At 67.4% G+C, this 23,574-nt stretch carries 12 protein-coding genes; 4 read left to right on the forward strand and 8 right to left on the reverse strand.

The annotated features are described in order from the left end of the window. Positions 1 to 16: 16 nt before the first annotated feature. The gene (locus tag AC1RQG_RS07665) at positions 17 to 4,156 is read right to left on the reverse strand and encodes a YhdP family protein (protein ID WP_493129931.1); all 4,140 of its coding nucleotides are present in this window, start codon (positions 4,154 to 4,156) and stop codon (positions 17 to 19) included. 209 nt (positions 4,157 to 4,365) lie between these two features. On the opposite strand from AC1RQG_RS07665, the gene glnE reads away from it, so the two are divergent. Continuing rightward, a complete protein-coding gene (glnE, locus tag AC1RQG_RS07670; RefSeq protein ID WP_493129933.1) occupies positions 4,366 to 7,125 on the forward strand; it encodes a bifunctional [glutamate--ammonia ligase]-adenylyl-L-tyrosine phosphorylase/[glutamate--ammonia-ligase] adenylyltransferase in 2,760 nt (919 codons plus the stop codon). 264 nt (positions 7,126 to 7,389) lie between these two features. Continuing rightward, a complete protein-coding gene (locus tag AC1RQG_RS07675; RefSeq protein WP_493129935.1) occupies positions 7,390 to 10,317 on the forward strand; it encodes a TonB-dependent receptor plug domain-containing protein in 2,928 nt (975 codons plus the stop codon). Between the two features lie 143 nt (positions 10,318 to 10,460). Here AC1RQG_RS07675 and gap read toward each other — a convergent pair whose 3' ends face one another. Both gap and tkt read right to left on the reverse strand, forming a co-directional pair. Next, positions 10,461 to 11,471, reverse strand: coding sequence for a type I glyceraldehyde-3-phosphate dehydrogenase (gap, locus tag AC1RQG_RS07680; RefSeq protein WP_493129937.1), 1,011 nt, complete (start codon positions 11,469 to 11,471; stop codon positions 10,461 to 10,463). A gap of 61 nt (positions 11,472 to 11,532) precedes the next feature. Next, entirely contained in the window at positions 11,533 to 13,530 is a 1,998-nt protein-coding gene (tkt, locus tag AC1RQG_RS07685) for a transketolase (RefSeq protein WP_493129939.1), read from the reverse strand. Positions 13,531 to 13,720: 190 nt separating this feature from the next. On the opposite strand from tkt, the gene AC1RQG_RS07690 reads away from it, so the two are divergent. After that, positions 13,721 to 14,446, forward strand: coding sequence for a 16S rRNA (uracil(1498)-N(3))-methyltransferase (locus AC1RQG_RS07690; protein ID WP_493129941.1), 726 nt, complete (start codon positions 13,721 to 13,723; stop codon positions 14,444 to 14,446). 65 nt (positions 14,447 to 14,511) lie between these two features. Here the strand turns inward: AC1RQG_RS07690 and AC1RQG_RS07695 are convergent, their stop codons facing one another. Continuing rightward, entirely contained in the window at positions 14,512 to 17,331 is a 2,820-nt protein-coding gene (locus AC1RQG_RS07695; protein WP_493129943.1) for a TonB-dependent receptor, read from the reverse strand. Positions 17,332 to 17,697: 366 nt separating this feature from the next. Between AC1RQG_RS07695 and AC1RQG_RS07700 the strand changes: the two genes are divergently transcribed. Then, positions 17,698 to 19,341: an NAD(P)/FAD-dependent oxidoreductase gene (locus AC1RQG_RS07700; protein ID WP_493129945.1), complete on the forward strand. Its 1,644-nt coding sequence runs from the start codon at positions 17,698 to 17,700 to the stop codon at positions 19,339 to 19,341. Positions 19,342 to 19,377: 36 nt separating this feature from the next. Here the strand turns inward: AC1RQG_RS07700 and corA are convergent, their stop codons facing one another. From corA to AC1RQG_RS07720, 4 genes are all read right to left on the reverse strand, one after another. After that, a complete protein-coding gene (gene corA / locus AC1RQG_RS07705; protein ID WP_493129947.1) occupies positions 19,378 to 20,343 on the reverse strand; it encodes a magnesium/cobalt transporter CorA in 966 nt (321 codons plus the stop codon). Positions 20,344 to 20,424: 81 nt separating this feature from the next. Then, a complete protein-coding gene (gene ntrC / locus AC1RQG_RS07710; RefSeq protein ID WP_493129949.1) occupies positions 20,425 to 21,930 on the reverse strand; it encodes a nitrogen regulation protein NR(I) in 1,506 nt (501 codons plus the stop codon). Between the two features lie 69 nt (positions 21,931 to 21,999). After that, the gene (gene glnL / locus AC1RQG_RS07715; RefSeq protein ID WP_493129951.1) at positions 22,000 to 23,100 is read right to left on the reverse strand and encodes a nitrogen regulation protein NR(II); all 1,101 of its coding nucleotides are present in this window, start codon (positions 23,098 to 23,100) and stop codon (positions 22,000 to 22,002) included. Next, positions 23,097 to 23,570 (reverse strand): DUF4124 domain-containing protein, encoded by a 474-nt coding sequence (locus AC1RQG_RS07720; protein WP_493129953.1) that lies wholly within the window; start codon positions 23,568 to 23,570, stop codon positions 23,097 to 23,099. Before AC1RQG_RS07720 ends, glnL begins: the two co-directional genes overlap by 4 nt. Between the last annotated feature and the right edge of the window lie 4 nt (positions 23,571 to 23,574).

Genomic DNA, 23,574 nt, shown 5'->3' on the forward strand with positions numbered 1-23,574 from the left:
TGCGTGGGAAAGACGGTTATTGGGGCGGCGGCGCGGCCGGCTCCGGCTGCGCGCTGGCCAGCTTGGTCACGACGGGCGCCTTCCACGGCCCCGTCACCTGCATCTGGTAGGTGAGCGCCTTCATCACGGGCGCGCTCAGGAACAGCTGGGCCAGGAAACTGCCCAGCCCGATCACGGGATTGACGGCCAGCGCGTACACCAGCGGCGCCGTGCCCAGGTTCACCTGCGGGATCACCACCACGTGCAGGTTGGTCGACTCGTTGGCGATGTCGGCCGAGCCATCCATCAGTACAGTGGCGGCCACGCCGTGCATTTTCAAGTTCTCCGTCTTGACGATGCCGTGGTCGATGGCGGCGTTGGCCGTGATGCCGTCGAACGCCAGCCCTTCCGAGAACACGTCGTGGAAATCGAGCTTGAGCAGGCGCGGCAAAGCCTGCAGGCTGAGCACGCCCAGCAGCTTGGCCGCGCCCGGGTCCTGCTTGAGGAACTGGCCTTTTTCCACATTCATCGTGATCTGGCCCGACAGGCTGGGGATGTCGAACGCGTACGGCAAGCCCTTCCAGGCGATCTCGCCCGACAGCGTGCCCTTGCCGCCGCGCAGCGTGCCGGCGAAGCCGAAGCGGTCCAGCAGCTTGCCCGCGTCCACCAGGTCGAGGCCGAAATTGAGGCTGCTGCTGTGCACGCCGTCCTTGCTGATCCAGCGGCCCGTGCCCTTCAGTTCGCCATCGGGATTGGCCAGCGACAGCTTGCTCACGCGCCACTCGCGCGCCGTGCTCGGCAGCACGTTATTGGCCAGCAATTCCAGCTTGCCCAGCGGCTTGTTGAACAGCTCGAAACGCTCGGCCACGATGTCGAGCGCGGGGATGGTGGCGGCCGCGTTCTTGCCTTCGAGCAGGTCGCGCACATCGCCGGCGGCCGACTCGGGGATGATCAGCGTCGACAAGCGCGCCGTGACCTTGCCCAGCCCGCCCGGCGCCTCGGCCCACGTCAGGTAGCCATTGGCCTGGCTGGAATCGATGCTGGCCTGCCACGCGTTCTTCTGGTGGGACAGGCCCAGCAGCACATTCTCCAGCTTGCGGTCGCCCACCAGCAGCTCGCCGGCCCGCACCACGATGGCGTCCGGCTGCACCAACTGCGCCATGTCCATGCCGTCGTCGTCGGCCCCCGGCCGGGCCGGCGCGGGAACGGCGGCGGGCGCGCTGTTCATGGCGCTGGCCAGGTCCAGCCAGGCGTCCACGTTCAGCGCCCGCATGTTGAGGTTGAACGCCACGCCGCTGTCGGGCTCGGGCGCCGGCGCGTTCACGCCGATGCCGCCGCGCACCAGCCGCCACGGCCCCTTGCCCGTCTTCTGGCGCTGGTAGCGGGCCGCGATGGCGTTGCCGATGCCGATGCGGATGTCGTCGCGCCACGCGCCGCCCTCGGGATTGAGGTTGCTGTTCATCACGAACCGCAGCGGCAGCGCCTCGGGCGCCGCCTTCCTTAGCGGCGCCGGCAAGTCCAGCCCCGCGCCCACCAGGCTGCTGTCGACGGCGATCTGCAACTGGTGGTCGCGCACGCTGACCTGGCCCGTGAAGCGGGTGGCGCCCGAGAAATGGCCGGCCAGGCGCTGCATGGCCGGCGCCGGATAGTTCCGGCGGAAGCCGTCGGCCGTGACGGCGCCGGCCAGCTTGACGACGATGGCGTTGTCGCGCTGGCTGCCGCCGCTGATGGCCACCTGGCCGCCGAGGAAGCTGCCGCCCAGCCCGTTCAGATTCACGCCGCGCTCGTTGAATTCGATCTTGCCCTGCGCCCCCAGCACGGGCGGCAGGTCGTTGAACAAGCTCACGTCGTTGCCCTGCAATTGCAGCACGCCGAGCACCTTGGCGTCGATGATGTGTTCGAGCGGCAGATGCAGCTTGAGCGCCAGTTTCGTGTTGCCGCTGGCCTGGGTCTCGTCCGTGAAGTGGCCGATCCATTCCTGCACCGGGCTCACCGTCACATACTTGAGGAATTCCTGCATCGGGCCGGTCGCCGTGCCGTCGATGTCGAGCATCATGTCGTGCACGGTCAGGTCGGGGATCACGGCCTTCACGTTGGCCAGCGCGGCGCCGCCGGTGCGCGCCGTGTCGCCGCGGATCTCCATGCGCGGGCCTTCGAACACGAAGCTGCCCTTGATCTTCTCCGCCTGCGGCCACAGCGGCAGCTTGCCATCCTCATGCAGGTATTCGCCCGGCGTGTAGTTGAGGCGCGCGTTCTCCAGCCGGCCGGCCACGCGGAACTCGCCGCGCGCGCGCTCGGCCGCCGTGTCGGTGCGGAACGGGAACTGGGCCAGGTCGCCGCGCAGGCGCAGCGTCACGTCCTGCGCCATGCCGTCCTCCAGCGCCCCCGTCAGCCAGGCGCGCAGGTCGGACGGCGTCTGCAGCGGCAGGTAGCGGTCTATCGTGTTCAGCGCGAAACCGTTGAGCTTACCCGTGACATCGACCTGGCCCAGGCCCTTGCCGGCCAGCGGCAGCAGGTGGCTGCCCGACAGCGAGCCCGTCAGGCCCTGCTGGGCGAAGTCCAGGCTGTCGACCTGCACCCGCAACTGGTCGTCCTGTTCGAACGACCAGCGCGCGCGCATGGTCAGCCGGTCGAACGGCATCGACGGCTCGGCGAAATAGGCCGGCATCTGCAACACCAGTTGCCGGGTATCGAGGCTCAGCGTGCCGCCCTTCTCGGTCGCGTCGATGCTGCCGCTCAGGTTGTCGAAGCCGGGGATGGCCGGCATGCCGGCGATGGCCGGGCCGCGGGCCGTCTTCGGCTGCGGCGGCTGGGCCGGCAGGGGGTTCAGGCCCAGCCCGTCGAGCCGCCCGCGCACGCGGTAGGTTTGCAGGGCCGGATAGGCGCCCTGCCATTCGGCCGCCACGTCGAGCAGCCGGCCGTGGGGCGCGAAGTCGGCCAGCATCTTGCGCTGGCGCGGCGTGAGCGGCAGGCGGCCGGCCAGGCTGGCCAGGGTCTGCAGGTCCAGCAGCGGCGCGCGCAGCTCAGTCTTTTCCGGCTGCTTGCCGCTGGCGGCCAGGTGGTGTTCGAACAGCGAGGTGGGCGCCAGCGTCAGGCCGTCGCGCGTGGTCAGCGAGAAGTTGCTCAGCTCGACCGTGTGGCCGCGCGCGCCGAAGGTCGGCTTGCCGCCCTTGTCGCCGGCCGGATATTCCTCGCGCGCGGCCAGCCGGCCCTGCACCTGCACCAGGTCGAGCGGCGGCAGGTCCTTGCCGAGCACGGCGGCCACGTTGGCCAGCCGCACGTCGGCCATGAAGCCGGCCAGCTTGGCGTGGTCGAGGTCGAGCCAGGCGCGCAGCGAGCCCTGCCCGGCCTGCACGGCGAACGGATAGGTCAGGTAGATGTTCCAGGCGGCCAGGTCGGCGTCGCGCAGCTGCGCGTACAACTGGCCGGTCCACATGGCCACGTTCGAGACGCGGGACGTGAATGGCGGATGGGTGAAGTCGGCCCGCACGTCGAGCGGCGCGCTGAGCGCGGCCGGCGGCGTCGCCTTGAGGGCGAACTGGTGGCGCCGCCACTGGTTGCGCAGCACCAGGGTCAGCTGGTCGAGCGCCAGCGGCGGCGCGGCCCGCAACTGGTCGGTCCAGACGATGCGCCCTTCGCGCACCACGATCTCGCGCTGGCTCAGCAGCCAGTCGGCCGCCTTGCCGTCGCCCCCCTGGTTGAGGTCGATGTGCACGCCGGCCACCACCAGCGTGCCGTCGGGCAGGCGGCGCGCGTCCAGGTCGGGCCGGATCAGTTCCAGCGATTCGAAGCGCACGTCGGCCGCCAGCAGGCTCCACCACGACAGCGTGGCCGACACGCTGGGCAGGGCCAGCACCTGCCGGCCCTGGCCGTCGCGCAGCCGCACGTCGCCGAGGAACAGATTCGGATGCAGGCCGTTCCACGACGCGTACAGGCGCGCGATGCTGACGTGGTTGCCCACGGCGCGGCTGGCCAGCCGTTCGATGTCGGGCTTGTAGTGGTCGATATTGGGCAGGATGGCGTAGCGCAACACCAGGAACAGCACGCCGAACACGAAATACAGCAGGGCCACCGACTTGATGGCGAAGCCGAGCGCATGGTGGCTGGCCAGGTTGCAGACCCGATAGACGGCACGCAGCCGCTGCCAGCGCACGGCCAAGGGCACGTTGCCTGTCACGGTCTCCTCTGCTGTTTTTTTGTCGAGTAAGCTAATAAATTCAGGCCCGGCGTAAAATACATCGCTACAATCGTCCAGCGCGCTTGGGTCCGGGGCACCTCACCGGGCACAAGCCACTCGCCTGCGCCGCAATTTTACCGCATACGCCGACCCACCCTCGCCACCCTTACATCCGGTTACCGCCGCCACGCCAGACCACTTAGTCCTTTATGAGCCCAACTTCCCCCACCTCCGCATCCCGCTTCTACCAGCGCTGGCTGGCCGCCAGCCCCGAACGCCAGAGCCAGGTCGATGAGCTGGCGCAATTATCGCTCGCCCGCCTCGATTTTGCCGGGTTTCTGGCAAAAGAAACCGACACCGGCCTGCCGCTGGCGCGCGCCATGCGCCGCCTGCGCAACCTGGTGGTGTGCGGCCTGATCCGGCGCGACCTGGACGGCCAGGCCGACCTGGACGAGGTGGTGACCACCATGACCCGCTTCGCCGACTTCGCCATCCAGACCCACCTGGCCGAGCTGGACGCCGACATGCGGGCCACCCACGGCGTGCCGACCGGCCACGAATCGGGCGAGGTGCAGCAGCTGATGGTGCTGGCCATGGGCAAGCAGGGCGGCGGCGAGCTGAACGTGTCGTCCGACATCGACCTGATCTTCGTCTACCCCGAGGACGGCGACACGGTGGCCACCGAACCGGGCCAGCGCAGCCTGTCGAACCACGAATACTTCATCCGGCTGGGCAAGAAGCTGATCGCGGCCCTGTCCGAGATCACCGAGGACGGCTACACGTTCCGGGTCGACATGGCGCTGCGTCCGAACGGCGCCTCCGGCCCGCTGGCGGCCAGCCTCGGCATGGTCGAGCAATACCTGATCGTGCAGGGCCGCGAGTGGGAGCGCTACGCCTGGGTCAAGGCGCGCGCCGTCACCGGCCGCGCCGACGACATCGCCGCGCTGGACGCCATCGTGCGCCCGTTCTGCTTCCGCCGCTATCTCGATTTCGGCGTGATCGAGGCGATCCGCAACATGCACGCCCAGATCCGCGCCGAGGTCAACCGCCAGGAGCGGCTGCACCCGGACCGCAGCAACAACGTCAAGCTGGGCCGCGGCGGCATCCGCGAGATCGAATTCCTGGCCCAGGTGTTCCAGCTGATCCGCGGCGGGCGCGACGCGGCCCTGCGCGACCGCTCGACCCGGGCCACCTTGCGCACGGTGGCCGAAAAAGGCTTGCTGGCGCCGGCCATCGTCGAGGAACTGCTGGCCTGCTACACCTTCCTGCGCAACCTCGAGCACCGGCTGCAATACGTGGACGACGCCCAGACCCACACGCTGCCGGCCAGCGAGGCCGACCGGCTGGTGGTGGCGCGCATGATGAACCTGCCCGACACGCCCACCCTGCTGAGCCGGCTCGACGAATGCCGCGTGTTCGTGGCGGCCCAGTTCGACGCCATGTTCGCCGACAAGTCGGGCGGCGCCGAGGCCGACATCGACCCCGCGTCCAGCAACGCCTGCGCCGACCCCGACAACCGGGAGGCGATCGAGGCCCGTTTCGCCGCCCTCGGCTTCGACGACGCGCCCGGCGCGGCCAAGCGCCTGATCGCCACCTGGCAGGCGCCGCGGCTGCAATCGCTGCCCGAGGCCAGCCGCAACCGGCTAGTGGCCCTGGTCAACACGGCGCTGCCGCTGATCGCGCGCTGCGCCGACCAGGCGCGCGCCGGCAACCGCCACGACACGCTGGGCCGGCTGCTCGACTTCCTGGAGGCGATCGCGCGCCGCTCGGCCTATTTGTCGCTGCTGACCGAGTACCCGCACACGCTCGAGCGCGTGATCCGCATGGTGCACGCGTCCGGCTGGGCCGCCACCTTCCTCAGCCAGCACCCGATCCTGCTCGACGAGCTGCTCGACGACCGCATCCGCAACCTGGTGTTCGACCCGCAGGCGCTGGCGGCCGACCTGGCGCGCCAGCTCGACGCGGCCGCCGGCGACACCGAGCGCCAGATGGACATCCTGCGCGAGGTGCACCACGCCCAGCTGTTCCACCTGCTGGCCCAGGACCTGGCCGGCGACCTGACGGTGGAGAAGCTGGCCGACCACCTGTCGGCGCTGGCCGACACCATCGTGGCCGCCACCGTGCAGGCCGTGTGGCGCACGGTGGCCACCCGCCACCGCGAGGTGCCGCGCTTCGCCGTGATCGCGTACGGCAAGCTGGGCGGCAAGGAACTCGGCTATGTGTCGGACCTGGACGTGATCTTCCTGTTCGACGACGACGACCAGGACGCGCCGGCCCAGTACGCCAAGCTGGCGCAGCGCTTCATCACGTGGATGACCTCGCACACCTCGGCCGGCATCCTGTTCGACATCGACATCGCGCTGCGCCCGGACGGCGCCAGCGGCATGCTGGTGTCGAGCGTGGCCGCGTTCGAGCGCTACCAGGCCAGCTCGGCCTGGGTGTGGGAGCACCAGGCGCTGACCCGGGCCCGCTATTGCGCCGGCGACGCGGCCATCGGCGCGCGCTTCGAGCAGATCCGCGAACAGGTGCTGCGCACGCCGCGCCCGCCCGACGGCCCGCTCAAGGGCGAAGTGCTGGCCATGCGCCAGCGCATGTTCGACGCCAAGCCCAACCGCTCGGCCCTGTTCGACCTGAAGCAGGACCCGGGCGGCATGATCGACATCGAATTCATCGTCCAGTACCTGGTGCTGCAACACGCGGCCGACTACCCCGCGCTGACGGGCAACATCGGCAACATCGCCCTGCTCAAGCTGTGCGGCGAACTGGGCCTGATCGACGCCACCCTGGCCGGCCACGTGGCCGACGCCTACCGCGCGCTGCGCAAGCTGCAGCACCAGCTGCGGCTGCAGGGCCAGGACCTGGCCCGGGTCGAGCCGGACCTGGTGGCCGGCCACGCGGCCCAGGTGCGGGCCCTGTGGTCGGCCATCTTCGGCGCGCGAGACGAGCAAATGGCCAACGCCGGAGCATAGCGACAAGGCTATTGTTTTTTGCCACAACGGTGTGTTCGCGGTTGGCATGGCGATGCACGGCAACGGGGGCCAGGGCCCTCGCCGCGCGCGGGCAAAAAGGACACCAGATACTTTCCAAAAACACACTGTTGCGTTTTAGGGAATCTTAAGTTTTTGCGTTTACAATTTTGCATGTCTCTGGGTAAAGTTGATCGTTCGGCACCATCGCGATGTAGCGATCGTCATCGAAACGCCATTTTCAACTCACCCACGAGGAGTTTTGCAATGATGAAGGAAACCGACCTATCCCGCGCGATCCGCATGCTCTGCATCGGCGGCGCGGCGCTCACCCTGCAAGCGGCGTCCGCTCAGGAAACTCCTGACACGGTGCAAAAAATCCAGGTGACGGGCTCGCGCCTGTCCTCCCCCGGCGCGGAATCGCCTTCGCCATTGCAGGTCCTGACCTCGGCCGACATCGCCGCGTCCGGCGCCACCAATCTGCAGGAACTGCTGCAAAAGAACCCGACCCTGGGCACCCCGACCCTGAGCCGCACCAACTCGAACTTCCTGACCTCGGGCGGTGGCGTGGCCACCGTCAACCTGCGCAACCTGGGCGACTCGCGCACCCTGGTGCTGGTCAACGGCCGCCGCTTCGTGTCCGGCGTGCCCGGCACCAGCGCCGTGGACTTGAACACCATCCCGACCGACTTCATTGAACGGGTCGAACTGCTGACGGGCGGCGCCTCGGCCACCTACGGCTCGGACGCCGTGGCCGGCGTGGTCAACATCATCCTGAAGAAGAACTTCAACGGCCTGCTGCTGGACGGCTCGACCGGACGCAGCGCCGAGGGCGACGACTTCAAGCGCAAACTGGCGCTGACCTTCGGCACCTCCAGCGCCGACGGCAACAGCAACATCATGGGCCACTTCGGCTACTCCAAGCAGGGCGCCGTGTTCTCGCGCGACCGCGCCGCCTCCGCCATCGACCAGAACACCCAGATGGACAACACCGGCGACCCGGCCGACGCCTTCACGCCGCAGCGTCCGTTCTACTCCAGCTTTGCGCCGCAGGGCCGCTTCTTCACCACCCCGACCAAGTCCTACACCTACGACAAGGACGGCAAGGTGATCCCGTGGTCCACCAACGGCACCGACACCCTGGCGGCGACCGGCTTCAACCGCTCGGCCTTCCGCACCATCGCCGTGCCGACCGAGCGCTACCTGTTCGCCACCAACGGCAACCTGGCCCTCAACGACAACCACAGCGCCTTCTTCGAGGGCACCTACGCCTCGACCCACGTCGACACCAACATCGAACCGTTCGCGCTGGCCTCGTCCGACATCTACAAGAATCCCGACTTCAAAGGCGTGGTGCCGGCCGAATTCATGGTCAACGGCAGCCTGGTCAAGAACCCGCTGGTGCCGCAATACTTGTACGACAACACCAGCCTGCTGGGCGCGAACGGCGAGAAGGCGTACATCTTCACGCGCCGCCTGGCCGAGGTCGGCTCCCGCCACAGCACGGTGGACCGCGACACCTTCCGCCTGGCCACCGGCCTGAAAGGAACGATCGCCGACCTCAACTACGAGACCTACATCGCCTACGGCAAGACCAAGGAGGCGCAGACCTCGACCGGCCAGGTCAACACCAACAGCTTCCGCAACGCGCTGGAAGCCATCCCCGACGGCAAGGGCGGCGTCATGTGCCGCGACGTCAACGCCATCAAGGAAGGCTGCGTGCCGATCAACGTGTTCGGCTACAACACCATCTCGCCGGCCGCGCTGAAGTATGTGACGGCGCCCGGCTCGCTGGCCACCGCCGTGACCCAGAAACTGGCGGGCGGCTCGGTCAACGGCGAGTTCTTCAACCTGCCGGCCGGCAAAGTCGGCATCGCCGCCGGCTTCGAATGGCGCGACGAGGATTCGAGCTCCGTGGCCGATCCGCTGACCCAGTCGGGCTTAAACGCCGGCAACGCCATCCCGCCCACCTACGGCAACTTCCACGTCAAGGAAGCGTTCGTCGAAACCCGCGTGCCGCTGCTCAAGGACAAGCCGTTCGCCAAGGAGCTGAGCTTCCTGGGCACCTTCCGCAAAGGCGACTACTCCAGCGTCGGCACCACCAACAGCTGGAACGGCGGCCTGGAATGGGCGATCACGTCGGACTTCAAACTGCGCGGCACGCGCGCCCTGTCGACCCGCGCGCCGGACATCTCGGAACTGTATCAACCGCCCAGCCAGACCTTCCCCACCGGCCTGTCCGACCCATGCGAAGGCGTCACCGCCACCACGCCCGGGACCACGGCCGTCAATTGCCGCGCCGCCCCCGGCGTGATGGCCAACATCAACGCCAACGGCGTGTTCACGCTGAGCCAGCCCGACCTGCAGGGCATCAGCGGCTACGACCGCGGCAATCCCAACCTGAAGGCGGAAAAAGGCCGCTCCAGCACGGTGGGCCTGGTGGTCACGCCGCGCTCGATCCCGATGCTGAGCAAGTTCACCTTCACGGCCGACTACTTCAACATCAAGATCGCCGACGCCATCGTCTCGACCCCGCGCCAGACCACGATCGACCAGTGCTACAACAAGGGCAACCCGCTGTTCTGCGCCATGATCACGCGCCGCGAGACGGCGGCGCCGCCCAACAGCGCCGGCGCGATGACCTACATCGATTCGGTCTCGACCAACAGCGGCGGCTACGGCACCGAGGGCATCGACCTGACCGTCTCGTGGGCCGACAAGGTGGGGCCGGGCCGCCTGAGCGCGCACGTGGCCTACACCTACCTCAAGAGCTACTGGAACGTGCCGCTGCCGGGCGCGGACCGCGACGAGAACGCCGGCGAGATCACGGACTCGTTCGGCAACTCGCCGAAGAACAAGGCCGTCATCAACCTGGGCTACAAATGGGGGCCGTTCGGCATCGCCAGCACCACCACCTACATCGGCCGGGTGGCGCTGGACGACCAGTACATGAAGAACAACGGCCTCGAACCCGGCACGCTGCAGATCGGTTCCAAGACCTACAACGACTTCCAGTTCACCTATGACGTGAAGAAATCGATCCAGCTCTACCTGGGGATCGACAATGCCTTCAACGCCAAGGCGCCTCCCATCATCAGCGGCCTGCCCGGCGACACCACCGGCACCGAGACCGACGCCTCGACCTACGACGCCATCGGCCGCCGCTACTACCTGGGCATGCGCGTGAGCCTGTGATCGCGGCAGGGAGGGCCGGCCCCTCCCCCACGCCAACGGCGCGCCTGGCGCGCCGTTTTTTTCGCCCCGCCCGGCGCGCGGCGCGCAAAAAAAACGCCGCCCGGCGCGAACCGGGCGGCGTTTTGCTTGCTGCGATACCGGGATTACTTGGCCGTCATCAGGGCCACGGTGGTGTCGAGCATGCGGTTCGAGAAGCCCCACTCGTTGTCGTACCACGACGAGACCTTGACCAGACGGCCCGAGACCTTGGTCAGGGTCGAGTCGAAGTTGGACGAGGCCGGGTTGTGGTTGAAGTCGATCGACACCAGCGGTTCGGTCTGGTAGGTCAGCACGCCCTTCAGCGGGCCTTCGGCGGCGGCCTTCATCAGCGCGTTCACTTCTTCCACGGTGGTGTCGCGCTTGGCGATGAACGACAGGTCGACCAGCGACACGTTGATGGTCGGCACGCGGATGGCGAAGCCGTCCAGCTTGCCGTTCAGCTCAGGCAGCACCAGGCCCACGGCGGCGGCGGCGCCGGTCTTGGTCGGGATCATGCTCATGGTGGCCGAACGGGCGCGGCGCAGGTCCTCGTGCATCACGTCGCTCAGCACCTGGTCGTTGGTGTAGGCGTGCACGGTGGTCATCAGGCCGGTTTCCACGCCGATCGCGTCGTTCAGCGGCTTGACCAGCGGGGCCAGGCAGTTGGTGGTGCACGAGGCGTTCGAGATCACGGTGTCGGTAGCCTTCAGCACGCCCTGGTTCACGCCGAACACGACGGTGGCGTCGACGTCCTTGCCGCCCGGGGCCGAGATGATGACCTTCTTGGCGCCGCCCTTCAGGTGGGCCGAGGCTTTTTCCTTGCTGGTGAAGAAGCCGGTGCACTCGAGCACCACGTCCACGCCCAGCTCGCCCCATGGGATGTCGGCCGGGTTGCGCTGCGCGAACACGCGGATCTTATCGCCGTTCACGATCATGTTGTCGCCGTCCACTTCCACGGTGCCGGGGAACTTGCCGTGGGCCGTGTCGTAGCGGGTCAGGTGGGCGTTGGACTTGGCGTCGCCCAGGTCGTTGATGGCCACGATCTGGATGTCCTGCTTTTTGCCGCCTTCGTAGAAAGCGCGCAGCACATTGCGGCCGATGCGGCCATAACCGTTGATTGCAACTTTGATCGTCATACTCTACTCCTGATTATGAAAAAAAAGGGTTCCAGCGACTTGCCACTGGCTGCCTGACACCTCAGGCGGCCAGTACCGATTTAACTTTTGCCACCACGTTGTCGACCGTGAAGCCGAAGTGCTTGAACAGCACGCCGGCCGGGGCCGATTCGCCGAAGGTGTCGATGCCGACCACGGCGCCTTCCAGGCCCACGTACTTGTACCAGAAGTCGGTCACGCCGGCTTCCACGGCCACGCGCGGCAGGCCCTTGCCCAGCACGGCGGCCTTGTAGGCGGCGTCCTGGCGGTCGAACACGTCGGTCGACGGCATCGACACCACGCGCACGGCCACGCCCTGCGCGGCCAGCGCGTCGGCGGCGGCCACGGCCAGCTCCACTTCCGAGCCGGTGGCGATCAGCACGGCCTTGGCGTCGGCCGCCTCGCGCAGCACGTAGCCGCCGCGGCTGATGTCGGCGATCTGCTGGGCGCTGCGCTCCTGGTACGGCAGGTTCTGGCGCGAGAAGATCAGCGTCGACGGGCCATGCTGGCGCTTGACGGCGGCGCCCCAGGCCACGATCGATTCAACCGTGTCGCATGGACGCCAGTTGTCGAGCTGGGGGATCAGGCGCAGCGACGAGATGTGCTCGACCGACTGGTGGGTCGGGCCGTCCTCGCCGAGGCCGATCGAGTCGTGGGTGAACACGAAGATCGAACGCTGCTTCATCAGCGCGGCCATGCGCAGCGCGTTGCGGCTGTAGTCGGAGAAGGTCAGGAAGGTGGCGCCGAACGGGATGAAGCCGCCGTGCAGGGCGACGCCGTTCATGATGGCGCTCATGCCGAACTCGCGCACGCCGTAGTTGATGTGGTTGCCCGGCTGGCCCGAACGCAGCGCCACGCATTCCTTCCAGTTGGTCAGGTTGGAGCCGGTCAGGTCGGCCGAGCCGCCCAGGAATTCTGGCAGCGACGGCGCCAGCGCCTGGATGGCGTTCTGGCTGGCCTTGCGGGTGGCGATGTTTTCCTTCTTCTCCACGCAGGAGGCGATGGCGGCGGCCAGCGCGCCTTCGAACGCGGCCGGCAGCTCGCCGCTCATGCGGCGGCGCAGTTCGGCCGCCTCGGCCGGGAATTGCTTGCCGTAGGCGGCGAACACTTCATTCCACGCGCCTTCGCGGGCGGCGCCGGCGGCCTTCGCGTCCCAGGCCGCGTACACGTCGGCCGGCACTTCGAACGGGGCGGCGTCCCAGCCGATGTACTCGCGCACGGCCGCCACTTCCTTGTCGCCCAGCGCGGCGCCGTGCACCTTGTCGCCGCCCTGCAGGTTGGGCGAACCCTTGCCGATCACGGTCTTGCAGCAGATCAGGGTCGGACGGTCGGCCGTCTTGGCGGCGGCGATGGCGGCGCTCACGGCGGCCACGTCATGGCCGTCCACGGCGCGGATCACGTTCCAGCCGTAGGCCTCGAAGCGCTTGGGCGTGTCGTCGGTGAACCAGCCTTCGACCTTGCCGTCGATCGAGATGCCGTTGTCGTCGTACAGCGCGATCAGCTTGTTCAGGCGCAGCGTGCCGGCCAGCGCGCACACCTCGTGCGAGATGCCTTCCATCAGGCAGCCATCGCCCAGGAAGGCGTAGGTGTAGTGGTCGACGACGTCGAAGCCGGGCTTGTTGAACTGGCTGGCCAGCAGGTATTCCGACAGCGCCATGCCGACGGCGTTGGCGATGCCCTGGCCCAGCGGGCCGGTGGTCGTCTCCACGCCGGGCGTGACGTCCACTTCCGGGTGGCCGGGGGTCTTAGAGTGCATCTGGCGGAAGGCCTTGATGTCGTCCATGCTCACCGCGTAGCCGGACAGGTGCAGCAGCGCGTAGTGCAGCATCGAGCCGTGGCCGTTCGACAGCAGGAAACGGTCGCGGTTGATCCATTTCGGGTTGGCCGGGTTGTGGCTGTAATGGCCGCTCCACAGGGCGACAGCGATCTCGGCCATGCCCATCGGCATGCCTGGGTGGCCGGAATTGGCCTTCTGGACGGCGTCCATTGCCAGCGCGCGGATCGCGTTAGCCATTTTGGTGGTGGGGAGCGTAGAGGTCATCGTCTATCAATCACGAAAGTATGGAAACTGGTTGCGGTGCGGCATGCCGCGCCACAAGGGGCGGCAACTTGCCTACTGGCTGAACCAAGTATTTTACCAGACCGGCAGTGTCCGAATTAAAATTGCGCCTCTTATATGATTCGGCGGGGCACGCCATGTGCCCCGCCCCACCCCGCCTCCAGGACCGCGCATGCCCCGTTTTTACTGCCCCCAGCCCCTCGCCCTCGGCCTGGACGTCACCCTGCCCGACACCGTGGCGCACCACGTGCAGGTGCTGCGGCTGGCGCCGGGCGAGCTGATCACGTTGTTCAACGGCGACGGCGGCGAATACAGCGCCAGCCTGAGCCACATCGCCAAGCGCAGCGTGACGGCCACCGTCAAGGCGCACACGGCGCGCGAGGTGGAGCTGCCGTACGCCGTCACGCTGGCCCAGGCCCTGCCCGAGGGCAGCAAGATGGACTGGATCGTGGAGAAGGCCGTGGAGCTGGGCGCGGCGGCCATCGTGCCGCTGGCGGCCCAGCGCTGCGTGGTGCGGCTGGCGGCCGAGCGGGCCGAGAAGAAGCTGGCGCACTGGCAGGGCATCATCGTGGCCGCGTCCGAGCAGAGCGGGCGCAACCGGCTGGCCCAGCTGGGCGGCCTGCAGGACTACCGCCACTGGATCACCCAGCAGGATCTGCACCGGCGCGTCATCCTCAGCCCGCGCGCGCAGCAGTCGCTGGCCGGCTGGGCGCGCCACCAGGCGCCGCAGGCGCTCACGCTCGTGATCGGCCCCGAGGGCGGCCTGAGCGAGGCCGAGGAACAGGCCGCGCTGGCCCACGGCGCGCTGGCGCTGGGCATGGGGCCGCGCATCCTGCGCACCGAGACGGCCGGCCTGACGGCGCTGGCCACCCTGAACGCCATCTGGGGCGGCATGTGAACGGATAAAAAACGCCGCCGGGCGTGAGCGCGGCGGCGTTTTCGCGGTTCAGGACCGGTTGGTCATCAGAACTTGTAGTTGGCCTTGACCGTGAAGTAGCGGCCGCGGGCGTTGTGCAGCGCCGTGTTGTAGCCGGCCGTCGCGTAGCTCGGGTCGTACGGCGCCTTCGAGTCGAACAGGTTGGCCACGTTGAAGCTCAGCACCGTGTTCTTGATGCCCGAGTAGGCGTACGCCAGGTCCACCGTGGTCCAGCTGTGCACTTCGCAGTCCGGGTAGAACTTGGTGTACTCCGGGTTCACGCCGGGACGGCCATACTGGCAGTACGGCTGGTCGTAGGGGCCGACCGAACCATCGTCCTGGGTGCTGTAGCGCGCCATCACCGACACCGACGACACATAGTTCACATTGGCCGTCAGGTTGTGCGCGCCATAGCTCCAGGTGCTCGACAGGGTGGCGCGCACGCGCGGCAGCTCGCCCACGCTGGTGGTGTCGTTGCTGATGCCACCGATGGTGCCCACCAGGTCGAACATCGGGTCGCCGAGCAAGGCCGCCTTCTTGTAGTCGAACACATAGGTGTAGTTCAGGCGCGACGACAGCTTGCCCATGTCGCCCAGCGAGTTGCGCACGTCCAGTTCCAGATCCACGCCGCTGGTGCGGGTGCCGCCGGCGTTGACGTACGGGGTGCCGATCGAGATCAGCGGCCCCGTGTTCGGGATCGGCTTGCCGTTGGCGTCCACGATCCAGGTGCCCGGGTTCGGGTCACGCTTGACGTAGCTGGCGTACTTCGGATTGTCCACCACGGCCGTGTACGACAGCAGATCGACTTCCTTGTCCTTGCGGATGCTGTAGTAGTCGACCAGGATGTCGACGCTGCTGGTGGGCGAGAAGATCAGGCCGGCCGTGAAGCTGCGCGCCGTTTCCGGTTCCAGCTCCTTGTTGGCGGCCGCGATGCCCGACAGGCTCTTGGCGCAGTCGGTCGAATCCGAACCGGGCTTGTTGCAACGCAGCTTGTCGACGTAGTTGTTGATGAAGTACTGGGTGCCGCCGTCGACCATCTGGGTCAGCGCGGGCGCGCGGAAGCCTTCCGAATAGGTGCTGCGCAGCGCGAAGGTCGGGGTCAGGTCCCATTTCGCGCCCACTTTCGGCGTGAAGTGCGACTTGAAGCCATCGTACTTGTCGTAGCGGCCGGCGAAGTCCATCTCGAAGTTCTTGAAGAACGGCGTGCGCAGTTCGACGAAGGCCGAACGCACGTTGCGCTTGGCGTCCGAATAGGTGTTGGCCAGGCCGATGATCTGGCCGTTCACCGTCAGCGGGTCGGGCACCAGATTCATCTTCTCCTGCTTCACTTCCGTGCCCACGGCCAGGCCCAGCGCGCCGCCCGGCAGCTGGCCGAACTCGGTCGAACCCTTCAGATCCCACTGGGCGATGCTGGACTTGCCGTCCAGGGTCACGTTGCGCGTCACGCCCGGGGTGCCGGCGATGGTGGCCAGCGGCACGTTCTGCGTCATCAGGGTCTGCACGATGGGCAGATACAGGAAGCCGTTCGACAGCTGGTGGCGCTTGGATTCGTTGTACAGCAGCGCGCTATCCCAGTCCCAGCCGTAGTTCGTGCCCTGCAGGCCGGCCAGCAGGCGGGTGGCCTTGTTCTCGTTCGAGCTGCCGCCAGGGGCATTGACGAAGCGGTAGGCCACGGCCACCGGCACCGGGTTGGCCGTGCCGCGGGTCGGGTTGTCCGGATGGTCCACGCCCAGCACGGGGCGGAACGGGATGCCGGCGCCGTCCTTCGGGAACACGGTGGTGAGGCTGCGACCGGTCATGGTGCGCGACACGCCGTCGTAGAACAGTTCGGACTGGCTGTAAGCCGCTTCCGCGAACGCCTTCAGGTCGGCGCCCAGCTTGAACTCGGCGCGCGCCAACACGTTGCCGCTGCGGTTCTTGCCTTCCGCATCTTCGTACTGCCAGCCGTCATAGTTGCAGAACTTGTTGCCGATCAGCGGATCGTTGGAACGCATCGGCACCAGGGCCGTGGAACCGGTGCGGATGTCGGCCGGGTTGCAGCCCAGGTCGGCGCTCACATACTTGTTGTAGCTGCCGCTGCCGAGCTTCGATTCCTTGTAGAACACGGGATAGGCGCTGATGCCGCTGTAGAAGCTGCTCAGGCGGCCGTCCATGATGCGGCTCTGTTCCACCTGCGACGATTTGGCGTCCTTCAGCAGGGTACGGTCGCGCTGCGACACGTCGAACGCGACGAAGGCGTTGTAGTGGTTCTCCTCCAGGTCGCCGAAGCCGACCACACCGTTCAGGCCCGAGCGGCCGAACGCGTTATCCTGGTTGCGGCTGGCCTGCAGGCTCAGCTCGCCGCCCTTGTAGTTGCTCTTGGTGATGAAGTTGATCACGCCGCCGATCGCGTCCGAACCGTACACGGCCGACGCGCCATCCTTCAGGATCTCGACCCGCTCCAGCGCCGACAGCGGGATGGAATTCAAGTCGTACTGGGTCGACTGGCCGGCGTTCGGGTCGGCGTAGGCGGCCGGCGACATGCGGCGGCCGTTGATCAGGATCAGGGTCGAGGCGGAACCAAGGCCGCGCAGCGACGCCGTGGCCAGGCCCTTGGAGAAGCCGCCGTCGCGCGCATCGACCTGGTTGTTGGAACCGAGGGCCGGCACTTTGGCCATCAGGTCGGCCACCGACACGGCGCCCGTGTGCTCGATGTCCTTCTTGGTCAGGACCTGCACCACGGACGGGTTTTCCGTCGCGGTGCGCTTCAGGTTGGAACCGGTGATGACGACGCGCTCGACGTTCGCCTCATCGGCCGCGAACGCGCCCTGGCTCCAGCCCACGCAGCCAAGCAGCGCGATGGCCTGGACAATAATTTTCTTCTGCATTCAAAAACTCCCTCAACGTGGTGACCAGCGGTTCGTGGCCGCCTGCACCAATAAAAAAAACCGCCGTAGCGGTCCCGTCCGTTATGTTAGCGAAAATGAACATTGTTCTCGCCAACAAGATTTCGATTGTAGCAACATTAAGATACATTAAGATACATGACCATCGCGTCAACGAGGACATTCCGGCAATTTCATTAAAAATACAACAGATTGCGGAAATAAACCCCCATTCCGATTGACAAACAAAAAGCCAGCAGGCCAAGCCACGCCGGGCCGCGTACGGTAAAATGGCGGGTTGTCGCGCGCCCCGGCGCCGCCCCGCTCTCCGCTAGCTACGGAGCCCTGGAACCACTGAACGAAACCACCATGTTGCGAATCAACGAAGTCAAACTCCCGCTGAACCACACCGAGCCGGAACTGCCGGCCGCCATCCTGGCCCGGCTGGGCATCCCGGCCGCCGACCTGCGCGGCTACACGGTCTTCAAACGCAGCTACGACGCGCGCAAGAAATCGGCCATCGTCCTCATCTACGCGATCGACGTCGAGGTGGCCGACGAGGCGGCCGTGCTGGCCCGCCTCAAGCACGACATCCACCTGACGCCGTCGCCCGACACGTCGTACACATTCGTCGCCAGCGCCCAGCAGCTGGCCGGCCATGACCGGAACGACCGCCCGGTCGTGATCGGCACCGGCCCGTGCGGCCTGTTCGCGGCCCTGATCCTGGCGCAGATGGGCTTGCGCCCCATCATCGTCGAACGCGGCAAGCAGGTGCGCGACCGCACCGTGGACACCTTCGGCTTCTGGCGCAAACGCGAACTGAACCCGGAATCGAACGTGCAGTTCGGCGAAGGCGGCGCCGGCACCTTCTCGGACGGCAAGCTGTACAGCCAGATCAAGGACCCCAAGCACTACGGCCGCAAGGTGCTGACGGAATTCGTCAAGGCCGGCGCGCCCGAGGAGATCATGTACGTGAGCAAGCCGCACATCGGCACCTTCCGCCTGGTCAAGATGGTCGAGCAGATGCGCGCCACCGTCGAGGCGCTGGGCGGCGAGTACCGCTTCGAGAGCAAGGTGGTCGACATCGACATCGAGCAGACGCCCGAGGGCGGCCAGGTGCGCGGCGTGACGCTCGAGGGCGGCGAGCAGATCGCCACCCGCCACGTGGTGCTGGCCGTCGGCCACAGCGCGCGCGACACCTTCCAGATGCTGTACGACCGCGGCGTCTACATCGAAGCCAAGCCGTTCTCGGTCGGCTTCCGGGTCGAGCACCCGCAGTCGCTGATCGACCAGTGCCGCTTCGGCCCCAACGCCGGCCACCCGATCCTGGGCGCGGCCGACTACAAGCTGGTGTACCACGCCTCCAACGGCCGCGCCGTGTACAGCTTCTGCATGTGCCCGGGCGGCACCGTGGTGGCGGCCGCGTCCGAGCCGGGCCGCGTGGTCACCAACGGCATGAGCCAGTATTCGCGCAACGAGCGCAACGCCAACAGCGCCATCGTGGTCAGCATCTCGCCCGAGGTCGACTACCCGGGCCACCCGCTGGCCGGCATCGAATTCCAGCGCCGGCTGGAGGAGAAGGCGTTCGAGCTGGGCGGCGGCACCTACAACGCGCCGGGCCAGCTGATGGGCGACTTCGTGGCCGGCCGCGCCTCGACCGAATTCGGCAGCGTGATCCCGTCCTACAAGCCGGGCGTGCACCTGACCGACCTGGCCACCATCCTGCCCGAGTTCGCCGTGACGGCGCTGCGCGAGGCGTTCCCCGCGTTCGACAAGCAGATCAAGGGTTACTTCAAGCACGACGCCGTGCTGACGGGACTGGAGACGCGCACCTCGTCGCCGATCCGCATCAAGCGCCGCGACGACACGCTGCAAAGCCTGAACACGCGCGGCCTGTTCCCGGCCGGCGAAGGGGCCGGCTACGCGGGCGGCATCCTGTCGGCCGGTGTGGACGGCATCAAGGTGGCCGAAGCCGTGGCGCTGTCGATGCTGGCCGAACAGCAGCCAGCCTGACGCGCGCCCGGCCCGTCGCCGGCCGCCGCCACCGCCCTACAACCAGCCGGCGCGCTTGAAGCGCCGGTACAGGTACAGGCACACCGACACCATGATGGCGACGGCGGCCGGATAGCCATACTTCCACTCCAGCTCCGGCATGACCTTGAAGTTCATGCCCCAGATGCCGGCGAAGGCGGTGCAGATGGCGAAGATGGCGGCCCAGGCGGCCAGCCGCTTGTTCACCTCGCCCTCCTCGATGGCCACCATCGACAGGTTGACCTGGATCGCCGTGCTGATGGTGTCGCGCACGTTGTCGAGCGTGGCGCTGATGCGGTGCAGGTGGTCGTGCACGTCGCGGAAGTATTCCTGGGTGTCCAGGCACATGGCCGGCACGCGGCCGCCGTGCAGCTTGCCGGTCGCCTCCATCAGCGGCAGCACGGCGTGGCGCACGGCCATCACCTTGCGCTTGAGTTCATACAGCCGTTCGATGTTGTCGCGCTGCGAGCCGTGCAGGAAGATGCGCTCCTCGATCTCCTCCAGCTCCACCTCCAGCGCATCGGCCACCGGGAAATAGCGGTCGACCACGGCGTCGAGCAGGGCGTACAGCACGAAGGCCGGGCCCTGGCGCAGCAGATGCGGCTCGTGCTCGGCGCGCGCGCGCACGCCGAGGAAGCCGTGGCTGCTGTTGCTGCGGTTCGACAGCACGTAGTTGGCGCCGACGAACACGTCCACCTCGCCCACCGTCAACTGCTCGTGCTCGAACTCCACCATCTTGGCCACCACGAACAGCGAGTCGCCGTATTCCTCGATCTTGGGGCGCTGATTGCCGCGCTGCGCATCCTCCACGGCCAGTTCGTGCAGGCCGAACTCATGCCGCATGACGGACAGCTCGGCCGCGTCCGCGTCGCGCAGCGCGACCCACACGAAGCATTCGGGGCGGGAGACGTACTCGCTGATGTCCTCGACGGGAATATCGGCCAGCTTCTGGCCATCCTGGTACACCACGCAGTTAATCAGCATACAAATCCATAAAAAAAAAGCTCCTGGCGAACAAGCCAAGAGCTTACCGCATTGCGCGGGCCGCCGGGGACGCGACGGACGTCAGTCGTCCTTGGCGCCGTCGATGCCCAGTTCGGCGATCTTGCGGGTGATGGTGTTGCGGCCTATGCCCAGCCGCACGGCGGCGTCGTTCTTGCGCCCGTGCGTGTGCTTGAGGGCGGTGCGGATCAGGGCCGATTCGAACTGGCGGCCGAGCACGTCCATCACCTCATGCTGGCCGTTGCTGAGCATGCTCGCGGCCTGCAGTTCCAGCAGCGTGAGCCAGCTGTCCGGCCCGCCGTGCAAGGTGGCCTCGGCCAGCGCCGGCGGCACCGACGACACGGTGCCGTGGTGCGCCATGCTGAACGATTCGTGGGCCGGCGCCGGCGCGGCCGGGCTGTGGCCGCCCGGGTCCTGGCCCTGGGTCAGCTCCAGCGGCAAGTCCTTCACCTCCACCGTCTGGCCGGGCGCCATCACGGTGATCCAGTTGCACAGGTTCTCGAGCTGGCGCACATTGCCCGGCAGGTCCAGGCCGCTCAGGAAATGCAGCGTGGCGTCGCTCATGCGCTTGGCTTCCACGCCGAGCTGGCGCGCGCTCTGCACCAGGAAATGGCGCACCAGGATGGGGATGTCCTCGCGCCGCTCCCGCAAACTGGGCAGGCGCAGGCGGATCACGTTGAGCCGGTGGTACAAGTCCTCGCGGAACAGGCCGTCGCGCACGCGCTGTTCGAGGTTCTGGTGGGTGGCCGTGATCACGCGCACATTGGCCTTCAATGGCTGGTGCCCGCCGACGCGGTAGAAGTGGCCGTCCGACAGCACGCGCAGCAGGCGCGTCTGCAGGTCGAACGGCATGTCGCCGATCTCGTCGAGGAACAGCGTGCCGTTCTCGGCCTGCTCGAAGCGGCCGCGGCGCGTGGCCTGGGCGCCCGTGAACGCGCCGCGCTCATGGCCGAACAGTTCCGACTCCAGCAGGTCCTTGGGGATGGCGGCCGTGTTCAGCGCGATGAACGGCTGCGCCGCGCGCGGGCTGTGCTTGTGCAGCGCGCGCGCCACCAGCTCCTTGCCGGAGCCGGATTCGCCGGTGATCAGCACCGTCACGTTCGATTGCGACAGGCGGCCGATGGCGCGGAACACCTCCTGCATGGCCGGCGCCTGGCCGAGGATCTCGGGCGTGTCGGCCGGGCCCGATTCCACGCTGGTTTCGCGCAGGCTCTCGTCGAGCGCGCGCCGGATCAGTTCGACGGCCTTGTCGATGTCGAACGGCTTGGCCAGGTATTCGAAGGCGCCGCCCTGGAACGCGGCCACGGCCGAGTCGAGGTCGGAGAACGCCGTGATGATGATGACGGGCAGGCCCGGGTGGCGCGACTTGACCAGCGCCAGCAGATCAAGGCCGGAGTCGCCCGGCATGCGGATGTCGGACACCAGCACCTGCGGCGTCTCGTACTCGAGCGCGGCGATGGCGTCGCGCGCGTTCGAAAAACTCTTGGTGGCGAGGTTTTCCCGCGCCAGCGCTTTTTCCAGTACCCAACGGATCGACTCGTCGTCGTCTACTATCCAGATTGGCTTCATGTGTAATGTGGTTCCCGCAATTGGATCGGCTATCAAGGGACCCCGGATGCGCACCGGCCGGCGCGCTGCTTATGGCAGCGGCAGCAGGATGCGGAAATCCGTGTATCCAGGCCGGCTCTCGCACTCGATCACGCCCAGGTGCTGCTGCACGAAGGTTTGCGCCAAGGTCAATCCCAGACCGCTGCCGCCTTCCCTGCCCGACACGAGCGGATAGAAGATGCGGTCGCGGATCTGGGGTGCGATGCCCGGTCCATTGTCGATGATATGCAAATCTAATGCCAGCCCGTAGCGGACCTTGGCCAACGTCACCTGGCGCGCCACGCGGGTCTTGAAAATCAGCTCCGCGTCGCCGGCCTCGATGCGGGCCGACAGCGCCTGGGCCGCGTTGTGGGCGATGTTGAGCACGGTCTGGATCAGCTGCTCCTTGTCGCCGCGGAACTCGGGAATCGAGGCGTCGTAGTCGCGCCGGATCGCCAGCCCGGTGGGGAACTCGGCCAGGATCAGGCTGCGCACGCGCTCGCACACCTCGTGGATGTTGACGTCGCCCACGATGTGCGGCCGGCGGTGCGGCGCCAGCAGGCGGTCCACCAGCGTTTGCAGCCGGTCGGCCTCCTTGATGATGACCTGCGTGTATTCGCGCAGCTGGCCCAGGTGCAGCGGCGGCAATTCCATCTCCAGCAGCTGGGCCGCGCCGCGGATGCCGCCCAGCGGGTTCTTGATCTCGTGCGCCAGGTTGCGGATCAGCTCCTTGTTGACCTGGCTCTGGTCGAGCATGCGCTCCTCGCGGTCCAGCTTGAGGTGCTGCAGATGCTCGCGCAGCTCGATCAGGATGTGGTCGCGCGGCTCGTCGAGCGCCGAGACGATGCTGTGCACGTGCAGCGGGTCGCGCCCGGCCCGCTCCAGCGTCAGGTCCTGGCGCAGGTCGGCGAACTTGTGCTGGCGCGCCTGGATGCAGATGTGCTCGAGCTCCTCGGGGTTGAGGAACTGGGCGCTGAGCTTCTGGCGCGACAGCGCCTTGAGCGAGCTCTCCAGCAGGTTCTCGGCGGCCGCGTTGGCGTAGGCGATGCGGCCGGCGCCGTCCACCAGCACCACGGCCGAGGCCAGCAATTCCAGCCCGGCCAGCGACGGCATGGCCTCGCCCGCGTGGGCGCTCGTGTTCACAGCATTCATCGGATATTCGCGATCTCGCGCTTCAAGGCTTCGATATTCTTTTCCGAGCGGCTGATGCTGTCGCGCATCTGCGCCACCCGTTCCTGGTATTTGGCGTAGTTGCGTTCATCGCCGTGGCGTTCCGGCTCGCCGTTGTTGAACTCCTTGCGCAAGTCGGCCAGCTTCTGCTGTTCGTTGCGCAACTCCTCGTTGAGGATGCCGAGCCGGTCGGCGTCGCGCGCCTTCTGTTCGGCGCTGTCGACGCGCGGAAAATCGGCCGGCGCCGGCGCGGCGCGCATGGGGGCGGGCGCCTGGCGGCGCGGCGGCGCCGGGATGGCGTTGCCGGGCACGTCGAGCAGCTTGCAGCCCGGCTTGTTGGTGTCCGTCAGCTCCTTGTGGCCGGCCGCGTCCACGCACAGGTAGATGGGGCCGTCGGCCCGGGCGGCGCTGGCTGCCAGCAACAGCAGCAACGGTAGTAAGCGTGTTGTCATTCCC

Source organism: Rugamonas sp. GW822-FHT03B10 (genome assembly GCF_058801745.1).

Bases quoted from the DNA above. Each gene is read 5' to 3' on its own strand.
- glnE (WP_493129933.1), top strand. From the start codon at position 4,366: ATGAGCCCAACTTCCCCCACCTCCGCATCCCGCTTCTACCAGCGCTGG.
- AC1RQG_RS07675 (WP_493129935.1), top strand. From the start codon at position 7,390: ATGATGAAGGAAACCGACCTATCCCGCGCGATCCGCATGCTCTGCATC.
- gap (WP_493129937.1), bottom strand. From the start codon at position 11,471: ATGACGATCAAAGTTGCAATCAACGGTTATGGCCGCATCGGCCGCAAT.
- tkt (WP_493129939.1), bottom strand. From the start codon at position 13,530: ATGACCTCTACGCTCCCCACCACCAAAATGGCTAACGCGATCCGCGCG.
- AC1RQG_RS07690 (WP_493129941.1), top strand. From the start codon at position 13,721: ATGCCCCGTTTTTACTGCCCCCAGCCCCTCGCCCTCGGCCTGGACGTC.
- AC1RQG_RS07695 (WP_493129943.1), bottom strand. From the start codon at position 17,331: ATGCAGAAGAAAATTATTGTCCAGGCCATCGCGCTGCTTGGCTGCGTG.
- AC1RQG_RS07700 (WP_493129945.1), top strand. From the start codon at position 17,698: ATGTTGCGAATCAACGAAGTCAAACTCCCGCTGAACCACACCGAGCCG.
- corA (WP_493129947.1), bottom strand. From the start codon at position 20,343: ATGCTGATTAACTGCGTGGTGTACCAGGATGGCCAGAAGCTGGCCGAT.
- ntrC (WP_493129949.1), bottom strand. From the start codon at position 21,930: ATGAAGCCAATCTGGATAGTAGACGACGACGAGTCGATCCGTTGGGTA.
- glnL (WP_493129951.1), bottom strand. From the start codon at position 23,100: ATGAATGCTGTGAACACGAGCGCCCACGCGGGCGAGGCCATGCCGTCG.
- AC1RQG_RS07720 (WP_493129953.1), bottom strand. From the start codon at position 23,570: ATGACAACACGCTTACTACCGTTGCTGCTGTTGCTGGCAGCCAGCGCC.